The sequence below is a fragment of the Candidatus Bathyarchaeota archaeon genome, assembly GCA_026014685.1.
Classification (GTDB): Archaea; Thermoproteota; Bathyarchaeia; order Bathyarchaeales; family Bathycorpusculaceae; genus Bathycorpusculum.
Genome location: JAOZHW010000005.1, coordinates 136,332 through 158,182 on the forward strand (window position 1 = coordinate 136,332; position 21,851 = coordinate 158,182).

Here is a 21,851-nt window from a genome sequence, read left to right on the forward strand (position 1 = left end):
AGCAAAGTGCAGTTTTTCTGCCTTTAAATAAGGGAGGGGAGGTAGACGCTGAGACGTCGCGTGGTTCCAACATCTTCTATCACATCAACAAATGGTCACTCTACTCGGCTGCTGTTTATTGTTGCCGTTAGCCTTTGCTGAATATGTTAGTTTGATGAGGGGTTATCCTGTGAATTCTAGTATGAATATTCTTCTTGGGTTTTCACCGAAAGTAGCGTTCTCGTTGATGTGGGTAAAGTTGCCTGACGCGTAAAGTTGCTGATACACCTGCTGCAGGTTCAGCGTCGTGTTGAAGTAGGGCACTATACCGCCATACTCGTAAGTAAACACATACTGAACTTGCAAAACTTTACACAGATGAATAAGTTCCGTTATGTTGAATTTTGGTGTGTAGGTGTCTACTGGTTGGCGGGGGTACTGGAAAACGGGGATTTGATTGTCTCCGTCTGCCCAAAGGTAGAACCGCACCATCTCGCGGCTAAAAAAGTTAAACGGACACAACACCATGATAGACTTGTTGAAGCCTATGTTGTTGTAGGCGTATTCGGTGGCGCCTTTTATGTCGATGCTTATGTGGTATTTGGAAACGTAATCGTAGGTGTCATAGACACTAACAGCTACAGAACCAACCATCAAGGCAACAAGCAACAAGGAAGCCGCCTTGAAGTAGCGTCTCTTCTGGATGTTGGCATGTGTTTTCCATGCCCTCTCCAAGCGCCCATACATCGCAAAGAAAGCAACCGAAGCAGCAATAGCCACAGTGGGAAACAAAGGCAAAACGTATCGCCACTCTTTGTTAAAGATCAAAGTAAAGAACACGTAAATGACCGCAAACCAGATTAGTATAAATTTGTCTTCGCGGCGGCGTCTCCACGCAAAAAACACCAGCCCCGCTATGCCTGCGAGGTAGATGAATAGAGATATTGGGTGGAGGGTGTCGTAGGGCCAAACCATCTCGATTAAGTAAAAGATGGGCAGGGGGAAGCGTTCACTGTAGAGTGACCGTTCGGGGTTGCCGACTTGTAGCGCGTAGAGCCATTGATTCAAAATTTGATCTGCATACACTTGAAAAGCAATTATCACCCATGGAGCCACCACAAGCGCCGCTGTCACAAAGGTTAAGCTCACTTTTTTTAGGACAAAACGAATTTGGTTTCTAGCCAAAAACAAGACACACAACAGAATTATAATCGCCGCCACAACCATCTGGTACTTCGTCAACAACCCCAACCCAAGCATTAAACCGCTAAAAACCAGCAAACGGTCTTGACGAGACGACAACCACTTAATGAAGAACAGAAGCGAAGCGGCAGTAAAGAAAACCAATGCCGTTTCAAGCAGAGAAAGGGTCGAGAGCCAAAAAAACCCAGGCATCACACCTAAAAAAACAACTGAAAGCAACGCAACTCTGCCGCCGTAGAGGTGATAGGCTAACTCGAAAACTGCCCAAAGCGAAAGCAGGGAGAACATGACGGGGACGAGGCGGGCTACGAAGAGGCTTACGCCGAGGACTTCAAAAAAACCGAAAGTTATGACATCGAACAGCGGCGGGTAGAATGCGTTTACGACGAATTTGTCATAGTTGCCCCATGACAGAAATGAGCCTGCGTTTAGGTGTATGACTTCGTCCCATTGCATCGGGGGATACGCCAAGTCAGAGAGGAGTATGATTAGGTACACTAAGAGGAAACCGAAAAGGAGGAGTCGCCACCGGTTTAAAGCCGCCCGCAGATTGGGTAACCGCTGCTTAATGTTTGGTTGGGCAATCGTCATTTCAGCAAACAACCAAACCTATGCGCCGTTTTGGATATAAAACTTAACCAACCCCCGCCGCTTTAGTTTTAGAAACGCTAAAAAGCACCCAACTACTTTTCCATTAAAGAAGTCCATGCCCCACAACGAACTAAGAAAAGATTACCTGCTAAACCGCTGGGTAGTAATCGCCACAGAGCGCAGCCGTCGACCCACCGACCTCGCCAAACCTCGCCCAGAAAACCCAAAAACCGCCAACTGCCCGCTTTGCGTCGGCAACGAACATATGACTCCACCCGCCGTGCTACTCCTCCAGAAAGTGAACGGCAAAATCAAGCGTTCACAAGACCCCAAAAGCGGGGCGCGCCCCCAAAACTGGCTTGTCCGAACCATCCCCAACCTGTACCCCGCCTTCACTCAGCCTGCATCGTCACAGAATTTGGAGCAGGTTTTTAGTGCAGAAAACCTGGGTTGCGCGGTTGGGTATCATGAGGTTGTGGTTGAATCTCCAAACCACGACGAGGACCCAGCAGATGCTGAACTGGCTCAGTTGGAACTGGTTATAGGCGCATACATCTACCGTTACCGCGAATTAACTGGCAAACCCTACGTCAAGTATGTTTCCATCTTCCGAAACTATGGCTTAGAAGCAGGCGCATCACTTTCCCACGCGCATAGCCAAATCATCGCAACACCCATAGTTCCCCCAACCGTCCAAGCGGAACTAGACGCAAGCAAAACCTACCAACTAAAACATGGCAGATGCGCCTTCTGCGACATAATCGAGCGCGAATCGAAGGGTCCGCGGCTAATTTTAGAAAACAGGGATTTCGTGGTTTTTGCGCCGTACGCAAGCCTTAACCCGATGGAGTTCTGGATTGCCCCCAAAAAGCACGCCGCCAACTTCGCGGACTTAACAAAGGCGAAACAGGCGTCCTTGGCAAAAACGCTCAAAGCCAGCCTGAGCGCCCTCAAAACCGTCGTAAACGACCCACCCTACAACTACGGATTCCACCTCTCACATAACCCCTTAGACAGCGACTCATACCATTGGCACCTCGAAGTTTACCCGAAGCTGGCAACTTGGGCAGGGTTTGAAAAGAACACAGGCATCTACATCAACACAGTGCCGCCTGAAAAGGCAGCCGAAAGCCTAAAAAAAGCCTTACAAGACAACTAGTTTCCCAAGATTTCTTTTGAATACTTGGGTTTGATGCCTAAAACGTCTTCAACGTACGCGCGTAGCGGCTCCGCAACGCTCCACGCCTGCGAGATGCAACCGCGGGGGGTGTTTGGCGCGTCGCAGTCGTAGATTTCACTTATGGTGCCTAACCCGCCGTTTTCGATGCCGACCTTAAAGAGCGGCTGAATCAGCTCCTCTAAAGCTATTTTGCGTGATTTTGCAACATACTCGCGGGCTTTTAGGTACGCAGAAATGTAGGGCCCCAACAACCACGGCCAAATGGTGCCGTTGTGGTAGGCTCTGTCTCGGGCGTTTCGGTCTCCGGAGTAGGTGCCGATAAACTTGGGGTCATCTAAAGACAATGTTCTCAGTCCATAGGGCGTTACTAGTTCATGGGTGACTACGTCGATGATTTCTATGCAGCGGTTTTTGTCAAGCATACAGAAGTCTAGTGAGGCAGCAAAAATCTGGTTTGGACGTATTGCGGCGTCGGCTGCTTTGTGGTCTATTACGTCAAAAAGGCAGTTGCGTTTGGGGTTCCAGAATTTTTGGTTAAAGCTTTCTTTGGCTTGATCAGCCATCGAAGCGTATTTTTCGCTTAGTTTGGGTTCTTGATACTTTTTTGCCAAGATTTCCATGGTTTTTAATGCATTATACCATAATGCTTGGATTTCCACGGCTTTTCCCGCACGCGGAGTAACCATATCGCCTTCGACGGAGGCATCCATCCACGTCAATCTGGAACCATGCATCAATAAACCATCAGAATCAACATGAATATCAAACAAAGTGCCCTTTTGATGGTACTCAATTATCGCCTTTAGGTTGTCCCACAAATTAGTGTGCACAAACACAAAATCGTTAGTATACTTCAGGTACTGAAGAACAGCGTTAACATACCAAAGCGTGCCGTCAACGGTATTGTATGCGGGGACACCAGTTTTGTCGGCAACGAAATTTGGAATCAAACCGTTTTCGCAGTACCGCATAAAATTCTGCAGAATATTCTTTGCAACGCTAAACCTGCCCGTAACCAGCAAAAGCCCAGGCAACGAGATGAAGCTGTCTCTGCCCCACGGCTCAAACCAATGGTACCCCGCGATTATGGCTTTTCTACCGAGGTCGCTTTCAACGATGAAAGAGTCAGCAGCCAGTACAATCCAGTTTAGCCAATCACTGAGGGGAACTTCAGGCTGCGTCTGTGAAAAATTCTCAAGGACCGCGACGCGGTCAGCTATTTCACGCCTAAGTGTTTCCTTCACTGTGTCGATGTTAACTCCGACGTAGTCGAGGGCGCGTTTTGCGTCCTGACTTTGACGGCTTAGAGCAGCGCTTACCGCAAAATCCATCTCTTTTTTGGATGGTACTTTTAGTTCGAAGAAACCTGGTTGAAAACAGTCATCTACTGCGGCTTCACCTCGTTGAGCTTCTTCACGGTAAAATAAGTGGTCAATCCATTTGCGGTTATCAGTGAAGTGGCCTTCTGTTATTCGACAAAAAAGAGTTGATTGAGGGTGTTGAAAAGTCACCTTAAAAGTGTCATCGTTAGCTTCTATAGTAAAATCAAGTGGCGTTCTGTGGCGGTCGATCACGTTGTGGAAGTATCGGCAAGTCAGAAGCGGATAGAGCCGAACGGCTGCCTCAGAATCAGTGTTATTTACTAACCGATAAATCACTGCGACGGCGCTTTTGTTTCTGGGCAAAACGATGGTTTTTTCAAGGCACAAATTCCCTGCCTCATAGGTGTATGTGGGAAAAGGCGAAATCGAAAACTGTTTAGTCAGTTTGTAGCCCTGTGGGAAGATGGCGTCTTGGAACTCGTTTGAGCCAAACCGATAGATGTCGTCGCCTACAATCACGTCTTCGTCGACTTTCGAGAGGCAAACAGTGCGCTCTCCCGGCGGATTTAGAGCTGCAACCAGTAATCCGTGATATTTTCTTGTATTGATTCCTGCAACCGTGGATGAAGCATAACTGCCTGAGACGTTTGTTACAATCCACTCTTTATTTACAACAGTGCCAAAATTTGAAAACACATCTTTTGGGTATGTGATGGCGGGCAAGTACATGCTAGGGCATCAACTTTGCTATGTTCTTATCGCGTGGAACACAGAAAAAGTTTGCTACTGGCGTACATTTGGTTCTAAACATCAGGAAATGAGGTTTTGTTAGTTTATATTCGGTTAAGGTTTCGGCGTACCCCATGCCTTTTGCGAAGACAAGTTCTGCTTCTTCGTAGACTTTAAGGAATTCTTTAGAGACTTCTTTCTTTTGCAAGCCCACAGCATCGGCGCCTGTTGTTATGACTTCATCAGCCAGTTTATCCATGTTGCAGATTTCCGCATCCTCCATGGTGGCGTCGTTGATAACGGGGCCCCCTTTTACTACATAGGTTACTTTTAAGCCCATATTCTTAAGTTGCTCAACTAAGAGTGTGTCAAAGACGATTTCGCCCGCGTTATCCGCCAAATACAGCACACTGTGGGCTTTTTTGGCTAACTCGTATGCTGCATCGATATCGTCTATGACGAGGTCTTTGCTGGCTTCACGCATAACCGTAGCCAAACTGTTTAAGGAAAATTTGCTTCCTGGAATATCAAACTCCATAATGTTGCCTACGATGGCGCAGAGGCAGGCTTTTTTGAAACGTTCCTGCTGAGTGTACCCTGATTCAACTACTTTCTTCACGCGCGGCAGCATTTTTAGAGCTTTCTGGTTGGCTAATTTCTTGTTGTACTTGTATGGATCGTCGCAGCCTGTTAATTTGCGGATAATGCGGTCGCGTTTGGTGCCTAATTCGGCAGCGCATGAAGTGGGCTTAAACTCTTTGTTTAAGAGTTTAACAATCTCAGCTAAACATCTAAACCGTAAAGCAGGGTTAGTGGTAGCTTGGTATGTTTGGATTTGCGCCCGACTAAGTAGGCAGGCTTCGCATTCAGGTTCAACCTTCAAGTACGGTCACGTGAGGTTACTGTTTTGTTGCTTCCCCAAATGCACACAACACGCTATATGGGTCTTTCGCCTTCACGATGCCGCTTGCAACGAGCACACCCTGCGTTCCCAGCTTGAGAGCGATAGCGACGTCGTCGGCTGTGCTGATGCCTGCACCGCAGAGAATCGTCATTTTCGGGTTAACTTGGTGGACGAGTTTTACGGTGTCGGTTACGATTTCAGGTTTGGCTTTTGAAACGGATATGCCTGTGCCGATTAACTCTGGGGGTTCAACTGAAGTTATGTCTGGTTGCATGGCTGCTATGGCGGCGCTGACCGAGGGATTGTTGGCGCAGACACAAGAAGAGAGCCCCTGCTGTTTGCATAGAGCGATGGTTGCGTCTATGTCGATTAATCGGAGTTGACGTTCGGAGTGGTTGATGAGGGTACCAACCGCGCCTGCCTCTTTGACAGATTCCGCCAAAATATGCCCCGTACTGTTGCCCGGTTTGATTGGGTCGATGTGTTGGGCGAAAACTGGGATTTCAACAGACTGGGCTATGGTTTTTAGGTCCGCTGGCTGCGGGGCGACAACGATGCATGTGCCTGTTTCTTTAGCTGCCTTTTCCGCTTGTTTGGCAAGTTGGAGTGCTTTTTGCCCTGTTGATTCGAGGTAAGTTTTAAAATTCACGATAATCATTGGGTTTTGAAGCTTCAATGCTGGTTCCTCAGTTTAGCTTGCTTAGCTGCGCTAATAATCTTTGCTTTTTTAAAAATAAAATAGCCGAAATCTGAACTCAATTACACTGCGGTTTTTATTGGAATGGCGGCTTTTTTGGCGGCTTCTTCTGTGAGCATCCCAATTAATTGACCATTTTTGACTATCGCCGCTCGCTTGAACCCCTTATCTGCCATCAACTTCATCGCTGTCACCATAGACTCATCGCCCTGCAGAATAATTAGCGGCGTGAATTTGAGGTCTTTTGCAAGGGTTTTGTGTGGATTTTTACGGGCATCTATGATTTCTTTCAGTATTTCGCGGTCGTTGATGACGCCGACGGGTTTATTGCGCTCGGTGATAAGCACAGAATTCACGTTACAAAAAAGCATCTGCTTAACTACATCTGCAACGGTGTCGTTTGCTTCAACTTCGACTGTAGGCAGTTTTGTGCCTGCTTGACTGCTGATTTCGGTGATGTCTATGCCGCGTTTCCAGATGTCGTTGAGCATTTCGCTGGTGCGTTCAATTTGGCTAGTGTCAGTGGAGTAGAAGGTGTCAGGTAAATAGAAGGCGGATTCGGAGGAGAAGTCGCTGAGCGGTGGAGTTTTGAACATGAAGAGGTGTTTGTTGTCTACCAACATCATGGTCAGGTAGCTTATGGGTACATGTTTGATTTCGTAGTGTTCAGCGAGTTTCTGGGCTGGCTCCAAGTTGTCAAGGTCGATAGATGCCATTAAGCGGATCTTTAATCCCTTTTTAAAGAAGTTGATTAAGGGGTCGTCTTCGGCGAGGCGGTTAACACTCTGCGAAGAAGTGATGATAACCACGTCATTCTTTGCGGACTCCAGCACTTTGGTCACTTTGTTCCAAGCCTCTTCAGCGCCTTTAATCACTAAGGTTTCGCCAATTGGGATGCCGCTTTTAAGCTCATCAATGCGTCTTGAAGCGTCTACGCCGCTATGCCACATCTGAACAAAAAACGCCTTCAAAACAGAAATGAACATTTTATCGTTAATCCAAAGCCCCTCATCCTCCAAGTTGAGCACGGAAGCTTCGTTGCCAAAAGGCGCGTAGAGGATGGCTTCTTCCTCGTCTTTGATTAGGAAGCGGGGGAAGAATTTAGCGCCCATGTTGACGTGGCGGAGTTTTATGTTAAGTTCCTGGTTGGTTATGCTGCGATCGAGGCGTTCAGCGACTTTGAGGTTCTCGTTGGATACGTCGGTTATGATTTGAACTTGCACATCGCGGTCCTTTGATATGTCCATCGCTGTATCAAAGACGCCTGCGATGTCTTCCTGAATAAGCCCCAACGCAGTGGTTAAGATGATAACTTCAGATTTGGATTCCTCGATCATGTTGAGCATTTTTGAATGGATTTTTTTCTTGCCTGTTATGATGGAGAATTTGGCGACGGGGTACTCTGATTCGGGCGCGCTTATGGATTCCCAGGCTGTGAGGAGAGTCTGTTTCTGCTCGTTTAAAGTTGCGACCTCGTTCTTTTTGGCAGTGATAAAGTTGTCTACCAACGCGGCGAAGGGCACAATGGTGAAGCGTGTGGGCCGCTCAAGGGTTGCTTCGATGAAGCCTTTTTCTTGGAGTTTTTTAAACGTGCGGTAAGCTTGCACGCGTTCCATCTTGAGGCGTTTGGCGACGAAACTGGTGGATTGGACACCGCTTTTGGCGAGAAACATGTAGACTTGGATTTCTCTTTTTGAGAGACCTAAAAGTTGAAGGAAGCGGGTTATGTCTTTCTCGCTCATCAATTAACCGCCGTGTAAAACGCCGCATTAACATTTGTAAAGTAGGTTGAGGCACCTAATAAATTGTATCTTTTTTGACACAACAAAACACAATAAGTATGGATTTAAACAAGCGTCCGCTGCCTACTGCCATGCTCAGCCTTCACACGTCGGGCTGGCTCCCAAGACTTCCGCACACAACTCGGATAACAACCCCCATTCTCACAAAGCAACCGCTCAAGAAACCCCATAGTCTTTTCGTCGGTTAAGTAGCCGCTCCCAAAGTCGCCATACGTAACCTTTAGCGCCTCAATTTCACGGTCTCGCTCGACCTTAGCAATGACCGAAGCAGCTGAAACCACAGGAAAGGTGCGGTCGGCTTTATGCTTCGAAATTATGACAGTTTGGATTGTGAGGCACTCTTTGATGTGTTCACCGAAGCGCTCTTGTCGCACGTCAGCAGCGTCCACGTAGGCTTCGTCGGGCTTTAGCTCTTGGATGACTTTTGCCATCGTTTGAGCTTCCAGACGGTTGAGTTTGTAGAGTGCACGTTTACTACGGACGGCTTTGTCGATGAGGTAAGGCAAGACTTTTATGACGTGATAGCTGCTTACGAGTTTTAGAATTTCTGGGTAGAGAGCTTCACGCTTTTTGGGTGTCAGCAGCTTTGAATCTTTAACGCCTAACTCTGCGAGTTGGGGCAGATTATCTGAATGCACACAAACGCCCGCCACCACCAAAGGTCCGATTACGCATCCACGTCCCGCCTCATCTACCCCCGCAATCAGCATAGATGTTTCCTCGTGAATGTGCATCAGTTTTCTAGGCTATATTGCTTTTCCAAAATAGCAGAGCTACACGGGCAAGTGCATTTCGCCCACAGAGTAATGCACGATTTCGCCTCGGCGGTTCATAACAGCCAAAACCAACTCTTTCTTTTGACTCTGACACTTCTGCAACGCAGCCACCAAGTCGCCGATAGGCAAAGGTTTGCCCTCTTGTGTCACCAAAATCAGATACGGCGCAGTATCCTTGCCGTATGCCCCGCGCTCATAGATGCGGAAGTCGATGCCTGCACCGAACCCCTCACGCACCACGTACCCGCGGCTTCGCAGGTCACGGTAAACAAGGTAGTTTACCCAAGCGTTCTCGTTTTGTGTTTCGTAGCAATGGAGGACAACTTGAAAAGTCATGGATGTGCCGTCTTTGTCTTGGACTTCAAGCATGCCCTTGTCTTGCAGATAGAGAGCCTCAAAAAAAGCCAACGTGAAAACCTTGCCCTCAACAGTGCCGTACCCGCGGCTGGTAAGCTGGTCGATGCTGCTCTGCTCAGAAACCACTACACCCTTCTCTGCGATAGTTCCTGTGGTTCGGAACTCTACAGGTGCCGCTTTTTTTTGTTCACTCATAATTATCCGCTTCACAGGGGGTATGTTATAGTTTTCCTTTCTTGAAGGCGGAAAAGTCTTTGCTGTAGTAGACTTTTGTTTCGCAGATAATAGCAGTAACATACTTCAGGGGCGTGGCGTCAAAAGCGGGGTTGTAGACGGCGACGCCGTCGGGAGCGGTTTGCTGGCAGCCGACATGGGTGACTTCGTCGGGTTTGCGTTCCTCTATGGTTACATCTGCGGCTTTGCATGATAAATCGAATGTGGATTTCGGTGCGGCGACGTAGAAGGGGATCTTGTGTTCATGCGCCAAAACCGCCACTCCATAAGTGCCGATTTTGTTGAAAACTGCGTCCTGCACGATGCGGTCAGCGCCCACGATGACTTTGTTTACCATGCCTTTGCTCATGACATGTGCAGCCATGTTGTCGGTAATTAGCGTGACGGGTATGCCGTCGCGTTTCAACTCGTAAGCCGTCAACCGTGCACCCTGCAGCAGAGGCCGCGTTTCATCAGCTATAACTTTGATTTTTTTACCCTGCTCCCATGCTGCCCGTATGACACCAAGTGCAGTGCCGTATTCAACCGTCGCAAGTTCACCTGCGTTGCAGTGAGTCAAAATCGTGTCCCCATCTTCAATGAGGACAGAACCGTTTTTGCCAATCGCACGGTTCTGGGCGGCATCTTCGTCAGCAATTCTCTGTGCTTCCTCGACAACCACAGCTTTGAGCTCATCTACACCACCCGAGACGGTCTTCGCCTTGCCCAACACGCGGTCAACGCCCCAAAACAAGTTAACTGCAGTAGGCCGCTGAGCCTTAATGAGTACCCCCGCTGCTTCGAGTTCTGCGAGTAACTGCTGGGGGGTTTTTGCTTTGGATTTGTAGGCTGCAATAGCTATGCCAAACCCTGCCGCTGCCCCTAAAAGCGGTGCACCTCGAACGCGAAGCATCTTTATGGCTTCTGCCATTTGCTCGACGGTTTTGATTTCTAAGGTGACTTCTTGGAGGGGTAGTTTGGTTTGGTCAGGAGTTATTACTGTACCATTTTGCCACTTGATCATCCGCATGTATGGTTCCTCTTTGGCGGTTTAGCTGCGGTCAAAAGGAGACTTGAGGTGGGTAACGACTTCGACGGGCGAGTCTTCACCTGACTTTAGGCGCTTCTTCCACTCTTCGCCCACCGCGATAAGCGAGAATATACCTGAAACTTCGGCTTTAGATTTCTTCACCAAATTAACCAGCGCCTCCTGCGTCTCGCCACTCTTAATCATGTCATCTACTACGAGCACACTATCGCGTTTTTTGATGGAGTCCTTAGGAATGTAGAGCGTTACGGTTACGCCGCTGTCACGTCCCAAAATGTAGGTTTCTTCAAGAAAAGCTTTGACGCCGACTTCCTTGTTACGCTTCGCAACGATAAGGTTGACGCCTAACGCGTTGGCAACCATAGTGGCTAATGGGATGCCGTCGGTTGCAGCGGTCAAAATTTTTGTAACACGTTTCCCTGCAAAGTTTGCTAGGGCATGGTTGGCAGCTTGTTGAAGTATGTTGTAGTCTCCGACGATTTCGGTGTTGTCAAAGTAGCCGATGTCGTCGAATTTGATTCTGCTGCGAAGTTCTGCTTCGAGGCCGACGAGTTTGGTGAGCACACGCCAAAGCTGTTTGGCGCGGGTGGTGTTGGGCAAAACGTGACCTTTGGCGTAGCGGCTTAGTACTGTGACTGGTAAGCCTGTTTTTGAGGCTAACTCGCGGTAGGTGATGTTTCGTTTGTATTTTGCTGTGCGTAGAAGCTCGATGGTCATTAGTCGAAGTTTTAGGTCTTCTGCGTGAGTGCTCAACTTCCCTTTCCCTCAATTTACACATATACGTCAATTAATATATTGATACCTACTATTGCAGGTTGAAGATTTATAACTTTCCGTTAAAAAACCAGAGTTAAAAAATGCAACATTCAAAAGAAGAGGATTTTAGGTTGAGTATTTTGTGAAGTAGATTACACCGTTTTCTTTGAAACCACGCAGCAACTCGCAATGACGTAGTACAGCGAATTCCCTCTCCAAAACTTGCGGAGTAAGGTTGAGGATTTTCATGACATCTTCACGACTGATAGGCCCTTTATTCGCGATAAGGTCATAGATTCTTTTCTGCAACTCACTCAAGCCCTCAGTGCCTGTCTGCCCAAGCTGTTTACGCACCATCAACGTAGAAGAGACCGCGGTCGGATCACAGGTTCTGGGCGGATTCATCAAGTCAAAACAGCAATCCTCACAGAGAGATTTACCTTGATAGAGAGTAACTTCGTTTTCAGCTAATTCTACCCCGCAAAGCTCACACTTCACACTAACCGCCTCAAACGTCATACTGCCAACCGGCTTATTTTCTGTTTCGCAGCCACCGCTGAGAATATATGTTTTTAAAATGGAAAAGAGACTGCTAATAGCAAACGGGGTTAATGGGATGCAAAGGCTTCAAAGGCTATTCATACTCGCCTTGTTCGGCTCAATCATCTTTGTCGCCAACATCTTCCTACCGCCACCGTTTAACTACCTCATGATGGTCATCCAAGCCGTATTTCTAGCATTAAGCGCGCTTTTCATCAAAAAAGCAGGAGCCATGTACGCTGGTGCAATCGGCGGACTACTAACCGCACTACTAAGCGGTTCCGCGCTTGGACCCTTCACATTCTTCTTCAGTTTCCTCTTCGGCGTCTACGTAGACCTGTTCATATTCTTTTTCAGAATAAAAGGCACCCGAGAAGGAGTAAACCGCAACCGCCTCATAGCCGCAATGACGCTGAGCACCCTTTTGATTGCAGTTTCAAGCTACTCTGCCTTTGCATTACTCCCACAATCGTTTAATCTGGAAAGAATCGCTTTTGTCAGCCTTTTCGTACAGCCAAGCCCAATGTTAACTGCGTTAGTGTTGTTTATGGGTCCCGCAACAGGTGCAGTGGCAGGATACGCCGCAGCTTACCTCTGGAACAAGTACCTGCGCTACCTCAGCCCTTAGAAGCCTTTGAATTCAGCTTTGATTTTTTCGTCTACAAGTTTAGCGATCATCAAGCTCGAAATAAACACACACCTAACGCCCAACAATTCTGCCAGTTCCGCAGGTTTCTGATCTTGAGTAACCAGCAACAAATCATGCTTAAGCGCGTATTCAACTACATCGCGGTCTTTAGCTGCCTTCAACCCTGCTTCCTGAGCGGTCAAAACCTCGTAGCCCAAAGTCTCAAAATACTCTTTCAACCCCGCGTACATCTCGTCAAGTAGAAGCTTCATAGTAACCGCTTACTCACTGAAAGGAAAAATATTTAGGGTTTACCCAAAAACGGGGGTTAATCTATGAGCAACAAGGCAAAGGAGTCAGCGCTCTTCGTGAACGGGAAAGTGAATGCTATACCCGCATTGGCAGCGGTTTTCTTCACATTTACGCCAATAGCGTCCTCGGACATACGTGCCAGTTCAGGATGTCTGCAGATTTTGGTTTCGGTATTGCATTTTTCGCAGAGTTGACAATGCCCCGAAATAAACGCTATAGCAAGCGAATAACCCTTGTTCATAGCTGCCTTTTCCAAGCCCACGACGCTTTCAAGCATCTGACGTTTGGAGTCTTTCCAGCCCTGCCAGAACTTAGCCGCTTTTTCTTTAATATCCTTGGGCACAGTGGGGTCGGTTTCATAAGTCATTAGGTACTTGTAGACCTCTGGTTCGGCACTTGCGTTAGTAGTGAATTTCATAAACATGGCGTAGCTGTATTCGGAGACGATTTTTCGGAATTGCTCAGCGGTGGGCGTGTAGGGTGGGCAGGCGAGAGTTTTGCCGTAATGGTTGCAGCCGACTTTGCACTTTAAGACGACACGGTCTTCAACGACGACTTTGCTGGTTGGGATGATTTTGGCGTCTGCGGCGCCTTTTTCGAGAGCTAACTTGACGAGGAATTCGAATTTTTTAGCATCATGCTCAGGCATAAAGGTCACTGGTTTGGGCTTGAAGAGCGTCTTTTGATATAAACGTTTAGCGACCTACACGATTTTGTGACGATTTATGTCGCAGTAACTCTGAAGTGGGAGTCTATCGAATGTTTTAAATATTTGCGGGAGTGCATGGTTTGACTTTCACATAACTGGAAAAGCAGTTTTTAGCTCTTTAAATAAGGGGAGGGGTCTATAGGAAAGCCGCAAAAAGTTGGTTAGATGCATTTATACTTTAGAATAGCGGTTTGGCTGGTTTTTGGTAGACTCTTGTGACGTAGTCTAATGCTGTGAATACTTGTGCGGGTTCACCTGAGAGGATTTCGCTTTTGCCTGTTATGAAGTAGCCGCCGTCTCGAAGCGCACGGTAGAAGTTCATGTGTATGTGTTGTTGTCCTTCTTTGCTAAAGTATATCATGACGTTGCGGCATAAGATGAGGTCTAAGTTGACGTGCATAGGGGTTTTCATGAGGTCGAATTGTTCGAATTTGATTATGCTTTTAAGAAAATCTTTGACGTGGTAGTTTTCGCCTTCTTTGGTGAAGTACTTCTCGATGGTGCGTTGATCCATTGTGCTAAGTTGACGGGCAGTGTAAACTCCGTTTTGTGCCTTAGTTAAAGCGTCTTTGTCTATGTCGGAAGCAAAAATCGTCACAGGGTTACGGCTCAACGAGGGACCAAAAACCTTATGAACCAAAATCGAAAGCGAGTAAGGTTCTTCCCCTGAAGCACAACCCGCACTCCAAATCTTAACGGGATTTTTCGAGAAGAGAAACTTGGGTAACAACTTTTTTTCTATGTACTGGTAGACATCTCCGTCTCTGAAAAAGGTTGTATAGTTGATTGTTAGGTCGTTGAGTAGGTTAGTGAATTCTTCTGGGTGTTTTTTGAGGTAGATGATATAGCGGGCGTATGTGTTAGTCCCTGTTGCACGGAGGCGGATTTCGAATCGGCGCTTAAGGTATTCGTCGCGGTAGCCCGAAGTGTTTAAACCTGCAGATTCGGTGATCATGCGTTTGACTTTGTTGAAGGCGCTTTCTTCCAGATAATTCTGGAGGACTTCAGGTTTCTGTGTTTGCTCCAACACCATCAAACACCAATACCGTTGCTTTAGACCTGCGCCATCGCTTTAGATTTCTCTACAAGGAGGTCTTTGAGTTCCTGTGTTGGAAAGAGCATCAGTATTGACTTTGCGTCTTCGCCGTTTCGTTTGAAGCGGGTTTCAAAGATGAGGGCATTGTCGCTTACCATTGATTGTTTTATGAGGAAGTTGTCGATTATTGCATCGAAAGTGTCTGTGACGGTCTGGGGGGTTGTGGGCATCAATCCAACGCCTGCAAAGTCAGAAATCGAAGTTAAGAATGAACCGATTAGTATGTTTGCCAGTTCTTGCAATGCCGAAGTTTCCATGGTTTGATCTAATTCATCTACTGATGAAACCATGTTCATCATGGCCGCGATTTTTCTTGCCTCAGTGTATTCGAATGTGAGCAGTATGTCGCAACCGTATTTGTCGTTCAACTGTAAGAGTATGGCAGTGGTTTTGACATCATGCAGGTTGTAGAATTGTGGAATCAGGTAGGGCTTTACGTTGTGGATTTTGGGTACCTCAATCGATATCGGCTCTTGCAAAACATCAGATAACGATGTTGCTGCATGACCTGCACCTATACTTCCTAATTCAAGCAGAATACCTAGATTGATGTCGTCATTCTCAGTAATCTGCCCTGTTGTAGTTGTTGCTTTTAAGTCTGTTTGTGAACTCATAGTATTCTTGTCTCTCCATTATGTAATCGTATAGTTATTACGCCAGAGGTTAAGTTGAAACTGATTCGCCTGCCATGAGAACCCCCTACATCCTCTGCAACCAACTTTATTTTATGTAAGGCAAGGGTTTCACGGACGGCCTTAATGTTTTTCTGTCCAATGTCAAGTCCATTGGCCGTGGTGTTGGCAAACATGTTAGCGCCTCCAGCAATTTTCGCCGACAACTTTGCCTCAACCCCAGTCATCCCCCTGATACCAGCAGCCAACGCGGGGATAGCGGTGTCAGCGTATTTTGATGGAAGAGGCTCAAGTGGACCTAGACTGGAGTGCGGCAGCATGATGTGAGCTAACCCCCCACATTTATGCGCTGAGTCATACAGGCAGATGCCGACACATGACCCAACGTTTGTTAATAGCTCAACTGGTCTGCTGTCTACTTTCATTCCAGCCATGTCCACTCGAACCTCTTCCAAACGCGGATGTGTGTTTGTGTTAGTATCTATGACGATTTGAGGCTCTAACTGTTGGTAAGCACCTACACGTTTCGGCAGGGGGGTGCATGCTCCACTGAAATTTCTGCTTACACCGAGATAGAGCACAACAGTTTCCTCAAGCGTACTTTGATAGAACTTCCAAGACCTTCTGGGGCTGGAAAGGTTTAATCACGAAATCCTTAGCGCCGGACTTTATAGCCTCAGCAATCAACGCCTGCTGACCCATAGAGCTACACATGACAACCTTAGCCGAGGGATCACAAGCGACGATCTGCCTCAAGGCCTCAATGCCGTCCTTAGCTTTCGGGCCAGGAGGCATAATAATGTCCATTAAAACCAGATCAGGATGCACTGCCTGAAACTGCGAAATTGCCTCATCGCCATTTCCGGCTTCGGCGACTACCTCGTGACCTGCTGATAGCACAATCTTCTTAAGTACCGCTCGCATAAACGAAGCGTCGTCAACTATCATTATTGTTCCCATATCAGTTTGCCTCTTATATCGTAATTCTTGCGATACATATAAAAATCTTGTGGAGCCGGAGACCATATTTGAGTTTTTTGCAGGGTTTTTGGGTTTTTTGGTGGTGTAATGAGTGTATTGAGTAGTAAACAATAAGACTTAATAAGTTAGTGAGTTAACCAATATTCGTCTTAGAGGCGACACTGTATGAGTTATGGACATCAAGGCTTACGAGAAAAAGCGGCGGCAAGCAGAATACAGGAAGTTTCCTCACTTAAAAGAGACAAATTCAAAGTCACCGTATCCCTAGACAAAGAACGCCCCATGTCCACCTCGCCACTCTACTACAAATACAACATCCAACGCTTCGACTTACACCCCAACTACAGCTTCGCACACCTCGACGACATGATACCCAAAGGCACCCCCGAATACCTCGACCACGGATTTAACTACGTCGAGCGCATCGTACGCGCACTCTACTACTTCAAGCAATGCAGCTTAATCGGACCTTCAGGCACAGGAAAAACCCACATCGTCTACCTCGTTGCGGAATTGACGGGACTGCCGATTTGGGAAGTCAACTGTGGACTTAGCACCAGCAGCTTCGACTTAATCGGGCGTTTCATCGGTTTAGGCAAAGAAAACTGGGTCGACGGCTTACTCACTCAGTGGCTACGTAAAGGCGGCATCATGTACCTCGACGAAGCCAACATGATGAAACAAGACGTAGCCACAAGACTCAACCCCGTACTAGACACCAGAGGCCACCTCGTCTTAAACGAGAAAGACAGCGAAGTCATCGAACGCCACAAATACGGCTACATGATCATTAGCATGAACCCAGCCACCGCCGAATTCAGCGGCACCAAACCGCTCAACGCAGCGATGCGGCGACGTATGGCCGTTTGGATCAACTTTGACTTCCTCAGCGTCGGCGAAAAGATTTCTCCGCACGAAGTGGAAATGCTGCGTAAAAGAACCAAAGTTTCCCAAGAAGTCGCTTACGGCATCATACAGGCAGGCGCAGAACTACGTCGCCAATACAAAGCTGGCGATTTGCCTTATGGGCCCTCCCTTGGTGACCTCATCAACTGGGCAACGCTTGTCTACGATGGCATGACTCCGATGGAAGCTGCGGAAGAAACAATCATCGGCTTAACCAGCGACAGCCCCGAAGTGCAGGCGGATGTGCGCAGAATCCTTGAGGCCGTTTTCGTAAAATCATAGGCCGCAGAGGCTCAATCATGGGTTTCATCGATTATGCTTGGGCAGCTTCACTGCAAAAAGACAACACCAAAGTGAAGATTCTGCAAGATGAAACTCTAGAGCAACCCGTCTTACTCGATGACCCCTATGGTTTTACACTAAAATTTCCCACCGTCAGCATTCTCAAGGATGGCACCATCTCCTTTTTAGGTCACAAGTTTCCAGGAACCAATGCGGGGAAAGCCAAAGTCGGTCGCTTATTTCGTGCTTCAGTGGTACACTTAACCACTCACACCTTGGCGCCGTTTTCAAAGGATAGAGTAATCCCTTCAGAGAAAGATTCCCTTCTAACTAGCTACGCTAAACGCTTGGTAAACGATACCTACAATAACGCCTACATCGGAGCATGGTACCCCGACAGATTTTTTGACATAGCATACGCTAACGCATTGGCATATCAGAAAATCAAGAAGTCAGAACACATTTTTACCCAATCCACTCGCATCATGTCAGCTGTTTTGACTCAAGTTAATCTTGGTTCCGTAAAGGGCACATTGCAACCTGAGGAACAGCAGGTCGTTGACCGAATCGCGGCAGAGTTGAGTTCACTCAAAGAAACGCTTATGATGGTGATCGCGGGGGACACCACTGATGTGAACAAACTCTTCGATGAAAAGGTAAAGGCGATTAAGGATGCGCTTGATCCTTTTGGTCCCTTTTTAGAGGTGCCTTCATTGCGGCATACTGAAGCTGTTGGTCGATGTAGTATTTACAGCGCAGTAGAGGATTCAGCGGGTGATTTTGAAGGTTCTTTTGTTCAATCTTTAATGGCTTTGGGTTCAGATGTGCCGACTGTGGATAACATTGACCAGCTTTGGCGCTCCGAGCAGGAATCAGAATCGCTTCAAGCCTTTAACTCAGACATGTACCAAAAGCAGCGTAACGAGAAAATCCTCGCTAAACTTTCACCATACTTAAGTTGGACGCGATTCAAAAAAATCACTATCCCCGAAGAAGACTATACGCAGTACTTACGTGCGCGCAGTTTAGTGCAAGGTACCAGTAGGCGTTTGCTGGATATTTTGCGTTCAGCCTTTAACTATTTAGATGAAGACCCACGTCAAGAAATGGGGCAACTCGATTTAACAGCAGTTATTCAATCATTAGCGGCGAATAAGCCCGCAACCGACGTATTCAACTTAGATGAGTACCTAAAGCCCAGTTTTGCTTGGTCATTACTGCTTGATGTCAGTCGTAGCATGCAGGTAAAGGGCGAGTTCGGGAGGGCTTTGGCTATTTCTGTTGGGGAAGCAGCTCGTGAGTTGATGACTGACCCCACATCTTGGACATTCTTTGGCTTCAGCGACCAACTCTACGTTATTAAAGATAGCACGGAGGCATATTCGCGGCGGGTGCGGGCAAGAATCGGCGGGTTACGTTTCGAAGGATTAACATACATTCCTGACGCGATCACAATTGCAGGCAAGATGCTGGCTAAACGTTTTGAGGAGCAACGGGTGCTTGTAGTAATTTCCGATGGTTGGCCGTATGGTTACCCCAACATGCCGCTCTCTCTTAAAGAAACTGTAGACAGTCTAGTCAGAAAGAACGTTATAGTCCTCGGTATAGGCGTTGAAACTAACCGCATGGGCAACTTTTTCCACTTCCACTCAGCCATCTATTCACCCAAAGACATCTACAAACGATTCGGCAACCTCTACGCAGAAGCATCAGCAAAAGCACTCGAAGGCGAAGCCTAAGATACTTTTGCTTTGCCATAGACCCCCTCCTTATGTAGATTAGCAAGCAGAAGTTCAACCACCAGTTCACTAAACAAACAAGCAACATCAAAAATCGCGTTGCCCCTCTGCTGCTACCTCCCCTTCCCTTATATAAACTCGGATTGGCACGGCAAGAAAGCTGCTGTTGGTCGGGAATTCCGCCATACTCAGAATAGCGACGTCAGTGCAACCGATAAAGCAGCCAACTTGACCCCTGCGTTTCGTATAGAAGCACTTGTTGTAGGCATGGAGCAATCACAATTTTATTGAGCTGCCAAAAGATGGCTAACGTAGAAATCAAGTCACATGAAACTTAGCTGGCGGTTTGACCATGGTACATAGACTTTTTTAGCCGCTGAATTGCCACCTAAGCTTTTTAAAACGGCTTTTTGGGGTAAATCCCTGTTTTCCTTTATCTGCCCCTCTTTTTTAAAGAGAAAAGTTTAAGGGCAAATACCTCTTTTACATGCGAGTACTCTATCTTTGAGGGTTTGTGGTTTGAGCACTAATCTCTTAACAATCGAAGAACGCAAAGCTGAAGTCCTAATTAAACTAAGAAAGTATAAGCTTGTAGAAAAACAGAAATACGAAGGCGCATACGCCTACATAATCGATATTCCACAGGAGAAGGAACGCGCCATAGTCTGGTGTATCCTTGGTGAAGCTACTGTGGGCATTGCGGCGATGAACACCCTCTACAAGATTATGAAAGAAAAAGAAATCGACCGCGCAATCGTTGTTACCGAAGGACGTTATACGCACGCCGTTAAATTGGGCGCAAAAAAGAAAAACGTCGAGTTGCTTCCTAAATCGTTCCCCGTATTTGACATTTTTGAGCACGCCTTGGTTCCTTATCATGAGATTTTAAGTGAGAAGGAAAAGAAAGAACTCTTAGCACACTTCAAAGTTCAGCCTTACCAGATGCCTCAGATCCGCTCAGGTGACCCCGCAGTGAAAGCCATCGGCGCACAACCAGGCGACGTACTAAAAATCACTCGTAAAAGTCAGACTGCAGGCGAACACGTAACTTATCGCTACGTAGTCGAATAAACAATTTTTTATTTTTAATTCTTTTCTAAAACGTCTAACTTAAGTTTTCATGCTTACAAAAACATCTCGAGCTTGCTATGTGGTTTGCTGAGTTGACATTGATTGGTTTTTCTTTGCTTCTTTTAACTCTTCAAGAATGACCAATGCTTCACCCAGAGGCATACCCAAGCGCTCCTTAAGCTCCACTGGGGAGACATCGGGTTTTTGGGGCAGAATCGAGTCTCGAACATACGCTTTATGCGAAGGGTACATCACTGACGCGTGGACGGCGTCAACGAGCAGTTGCCAAAGCTTCTCTTTACTGTACTCTTCAAAGTTCAAACGAGATGCACCGACCGCTAAATAGTTGCGAACACACATAAAAACAGTAAACATAAATCAAGCTTCCGCCGCCTACTTATCAGTGATATTTTTGAAAGCCGCAGTCTACACTGGACCACACAAAATCTGCCTCCAAGAAGTCCCAGAACCCAAAGTTAAACCCAACAATGTGCTTGTCCACTTTAAGGCGGGCAGCATCTGCGGAACCGACATGCACTTCTACCGCGGGGAGTGGCGTTGGATGAAGAAGGGCAGAATCATAGGACACGACGCCTGCGGAGTCCGCGACGACACTGGCGAGCGAGTGGTTATGGTTCCAATAGTGAACTGTGGGCACTGCTACTTCTGCTTACGCGGTTACTCGACGTACTGCACCGCAGGCAAGTTTTACGGTTTAACTCGTGACGGCTTTTTTGCTGAGCGCAAAGCTATGCTGCCCCGCAGCCTAATTTCAGTGCCCTCAAACGTTAGCGATGAAGAGGGAGCTAATGTGGAGCCTGTGGCTTTGGCTTTGCGTGTATTGAATCATTTGCAGCCTAACTTGGGTGATTGGGTTACGGTGGTTGGGCAGGGTGCGATTGGTTTGTTGATGACTCAAATAGCGCGGCTGAAGGGTTGCCGTGTCATAGCTATTGATGTGGCGGATTATCGGCTGGAGCTCGCCCAAAAATACGGTGCAGAAGTAGCGATAAATGCCCAAAAGGAAGAGCCAATCAAGGCGGTGCGGAAGTTGACTAAGCTTGGTTCAGATTTTGTCATCGAAGCGGCAGGCACTAAAGAAACGGTGGAGCAGACGCCTTTTTTGGTTAGAAAAACGGGTAAAGTGGCGCTTATCGGTGAATCCAAAGGTTACCTTAACTTGGAAGATGCGGATGAGGCACAGTTTTTTACTATGTACATTTCGCCTCTGGAGTATCCCTCTGCAGTGGAGTTGATTTCTCGGCGACTGGTGGATGTTAAGGGGTTGGTTACGCATCGGTTTAGGTTTGAAGAGTTCGAAAAGGCAATCAAAACCTTCGCTGATCCTGCTGAGAAAGCTATCCGCGTAGTCGTTTCGGACAACTGAACCTGCGGATT

Annotated in this window: 23 protein-coding genes and 1 pseudogene; 7 read left to right on the plus strand and 17 right to left on the minus strand. The window is 47.2% G+C overall.

The window, feature by feature from the left end; all coding sequences use genetic code 11:
* Window positions 1-162: 162 nt before the first annotated feature.
* Window positions 163-1,773: a glycosyltransferase family 39 protein gene (locus tag NWE96_03085; GenBank protein MCW3982962.1), complete on the minus strand. Its 1,611-nt coding sequence runs from the start codon at window positions 1,771-1,773 to the stop codon at window positions 163-165.
* Between the two features lie 115 nt (window positions 1,774-1,888).
* Between NWE96_03085 and NWE96_03090 the strand changes: the two genes are divergently transcribed.
* Window positions 1,889-2,932: a DUF4921 family protein gene (locus NWE96_03090; GenBank protein ID MCW3982963.1), complete on the plus strand. Its 1,044-nt coding sequence runs from the start codon at window positions 1,889-1,891 to the stop codon at window positions 2,930-2,932.
* Here the strand turns inward: NWE96_03090 and NWE96_03095 are convergent.
* The 9 genes from NWE96_03095 to NWE96_03135 all read right to left on the minus strand — a co-directional run bounded on the left by NWE96_03095 (window position 2,929) and on the right by NWE96_03135 (window position 12,055).
* The gene (locus NWE96_03095) at window positions 2,929-5,004 is read right to left on the minus strand and encodes an amylo-alpha-1,6-glucosidase (GenBank protein ID MCW3982964.1); all 2,076 of its coding nucleotides are present in this window, start codon (window positions 5,002-5,004) and stop codon (window positions 2,929-2,931) included. The two genes, NWE96_03090 and NWE96_03095, sit on opposite strands and share 4 nt — an antisense overlap.
* A gap of 1 nt (window position 5,005) precedes the next feature.
* Entirely contained in the window at window positions 5,006-5,887 is an 882-nt protein-coding gene (locus NWE96_03100) for an ARMT1-like domain-containing protein (protein MCW3982965.1), read from the minus strand.
* Window positions 5,888-5,903: 16 nt separating this feature from the next.
* Complete coding sequence (tpiA, locus tag NWE96_03105) at window positions 5,904-6,566, minus strand: triose-phosphate isomerase (protein MCW3982966.1); 663 nt, start codon at window positions 6,564-6,566, stop codon at window positions 5,904-5,906.
* Window positions 6,567-6,667: 101 nt separating this feature from the next.
* Window positions 6,668-8,347 carry a CBS domain-containing protein gene (locus tag NWE96_03110; protein ID MCW3982967.1) on the minus strand — a complete coding sequence of 560 codons (1,680 nt, stop codon included), beginning with the start codon at window positions 8,345-8,347 and terminating at the stop codon, window positions 6,668-6,670.
* Between the two features lie 104 nt (window positions 8,348-8,451).
* Entirely contained in the window at window positions 8,452-9,141 is a 690-nt protein-coding gene (gene rnhB, locus NWE96_03115; GenBank protein ID MCW3982968.1) for a ribonuclease HII, read from the minus strand.
* Between the two features lie 39 nt (window positions 9,142-9,180).
* A complete protein-coding gene (gene endA, locus NWE96_03120) occupies window positions 9,181-9,735 on the minus strand; it encodes a tRNA-intron lyase (GenBank protein ID MCW3982969.1) in 555 nt (184 codons plus the stop codon).
* A 25-nt stretch (window positions 9,736-9,760) separates the two neighbouring features.
* Entirely contained in the window at window positions 9,761-10,783 is a 1,023-nt protein-coding gene (mtnA, locus tag NWE96_03125) for an S-methyl-5-thioribose-1-phosphate isomerase (GenBank protein MCW3982970.1), read from the minus strand.
* 21 nt (window positions 10,784-10,804) lie between these two features.
* Window positions 10,805-11,554: a phosphoribosyltransferase family protein gene (locus tag NWE96_03130; protein MCW3982971.1), complete on the minus strand. Its 750-nt coding sequence runs from the start codon at window positions 11,552-11,554 to the stop codon at window positions 10,805-10,807.
* Between the two features lie 129 nt (window positions 11,555-11,683).
* Window positions 11,684-12,055 (minus strand): hypothetical protein, encoded by a 372-nt coding sequence (locus NWE96_03135; protein ID MCW3982972.1) that lies wholly within the window; start codon window positions 12,053-12,055, stop codon window positions 11,684-11,686.
* A gap of 118 nt (window positions 12,056-12,173) precedes the next feature.
* Between NWE96_03135 and NWE96_03140 the strand changes: the two genes are divergently transcribed.
* On the plus strand, window positions 12,174-12,725 hold the full coding sequence (locus NWE96_03140) for a hypothetical protein (protein MCW3982973.1): 552 nt from the start codon (window positions 12,174-12,176) through the stop codon (window positions 12,723-12,725).
* Here the strand turns inward: NWE96_03140 and NWE96_03145 are convergent.
* From NWE96_03145 to NWE96_03170, 6 genes are all read right to left on the minus strand, one after another.
* Window positions 12,722-12,997: a DUF5615 family PIN-like protein gene (locus NWE96_03145; GenBank protein MCW3982974.1), complete on the minus strand. Its 276-nt coding sequence runs from the start codon at window positions 12,995-12,997 to the stop codon at window positions 12,722-12,724. The genes NWE96_03140 and NWE96_03145 overlap by 4 nt on opposite strands.
* A gap of 56 nt (window positions 12,998-13,053) precedes the next feature.
* Window positions 13,054-13,686, minus strand: a complete 633-nt coding sequence (locus NWE96_03150) for a DUF2284 domain-containing protein (GenBank protein MCW3982975.1) — start codon at window positions 13,684-13,686, stop codon at window positions 13,054-13,056.
* Window positions 13,687-13,924: 238 nt separating this feature from the next.
* Entirely contained in the window at window positions 13,925-14,779 is an 855-nt protein-coding gene (locus tag NWE96_03155; protein MCW3982976.1) for a protein-glutamate O-methyltransferase CheR, read from the minus strand.
* Between the two features lie 20 nt (window positions 14,780-14,799).
* Window positions 14,800-15,456, minus strand: a complete 657-nt coding sequence (locus tag NWE96_03160; GenBank protein MCW3982977.1) for a chemotaxis protein CheC — start codon at window positions 15,454-15,456, stop codon at window positions 14,800-14,802.
* Window positions 15,453-16,055, minus strand: coding sequence for a chemotaxis protein CheD (locus NWE96_03165; protein ID MCW3982978.1), 603 nt, complete (start codon window positions 16,053-16,055; stop codon window positions 15,453-15,455). The genes NWE96_03160 and NWE96_03165 overlap by 4 nt, the downstream gene beginning before the upstream one ends.
* Window positions 16,056-16,065: 10 nt before the next feature.
* Entirely contained in the window at window positions 16,066-16,434 is a 369-nt protein-coding gene (locus NWE96_03170) for a response regulator (GenBank protein ID MCW3982979.1), read from the minus strand.
* Between the two features lie 186 nt (window positions 16,435-16,620).
* On the opposite strand from NWE96_03170, the gene NWE96_03175 reads away from it, so the two are divergent.
* The 4 genes and pseudogenes from NWE96_03175 to NWE96_03190 all read left to right on the plus strand — a co-directional run bounded on the left by NWE96_03175 (window position 16,621) and on the right by NWE96_03190 (window position 20,453).
* Window positions 16,621-17,643 (plus strand): CbbQ/NirQ/NorQ/GpvN family protein, encoded by a 1,023-nt coding sequence (locus NWE96_03175; protein MCW3982980.1) that lies wholly within the window; start codon window positions 16,621-16,623, stop codon window positions 17,641-17,643.
* Between the two features lie 17 nt (window positions 17,644-17,660).
* Window positions 17,661-19,382, plus strand: coding sequence for a hypothetical protein (locus tag NWE96_03180; GenBank protein ID MCW3982981.1), 1,722 nt, complete (start codon window positions 17,661-17,663; stop codon window positions 19,380-19,382).
* A 519-nt stretch (window positions 19,383-19,901) separates the two neighbouring features.
* Window positions 19,902-20,195, plus strand: a pseudogene (locus NWE96_03185) (hypothetical protein).
* A gap of 6 nt (window positions 20,196-20,201) precedes the next feature.
* Window positions 20,202-20,453 carry a DNA-directed RNA polymerase subunit H gene (locus tag NWE96_03190; GenBank protein ID MCW3982982.1) on the plus strand — a complete coding sequence of 84 codons (252 nt, stop codon included), beginning with the start codon at window positions 20,202-20,204 and terminating at the stop codon, window positions 20,451-20,453.
* Window positions 20,454-20,528: 75 nt separating this feature from the next.
* Here NWE96_03190 and NWE96_03195 read toward each other — a convergent pair whose 3' ends face one another.
* Window positions 20,529-20,774 (minus strand): hypothetical protein, encoded by a 246-nt coding sequence (locus tag NWE96_03195; GenBank protein MCW3982983.1) that lies wholly within the window; start codon window positions 20,772-20,774, stop codon window positions 20,529-20,531.
* Window positions 20,775-20,865: 91 nt separating this feature from the next.
* Here NWE96_03195 and NWE96_03200 point away from each other — a divergent pair, with 91 nt between their 5' ends.
* Complete coding sequence (locus NWE96_03200; GenBank protein MCW3982984.1) at window positions 20,866-21,840, plus strand: zinc-binding dehydrogenase; 975 nt, start codon at window positions 20,866-20,868, stop codon at window positions 21,838-21,840.
* Window positions 21,841-21,851: the final 11 nt, after the last annotated feature.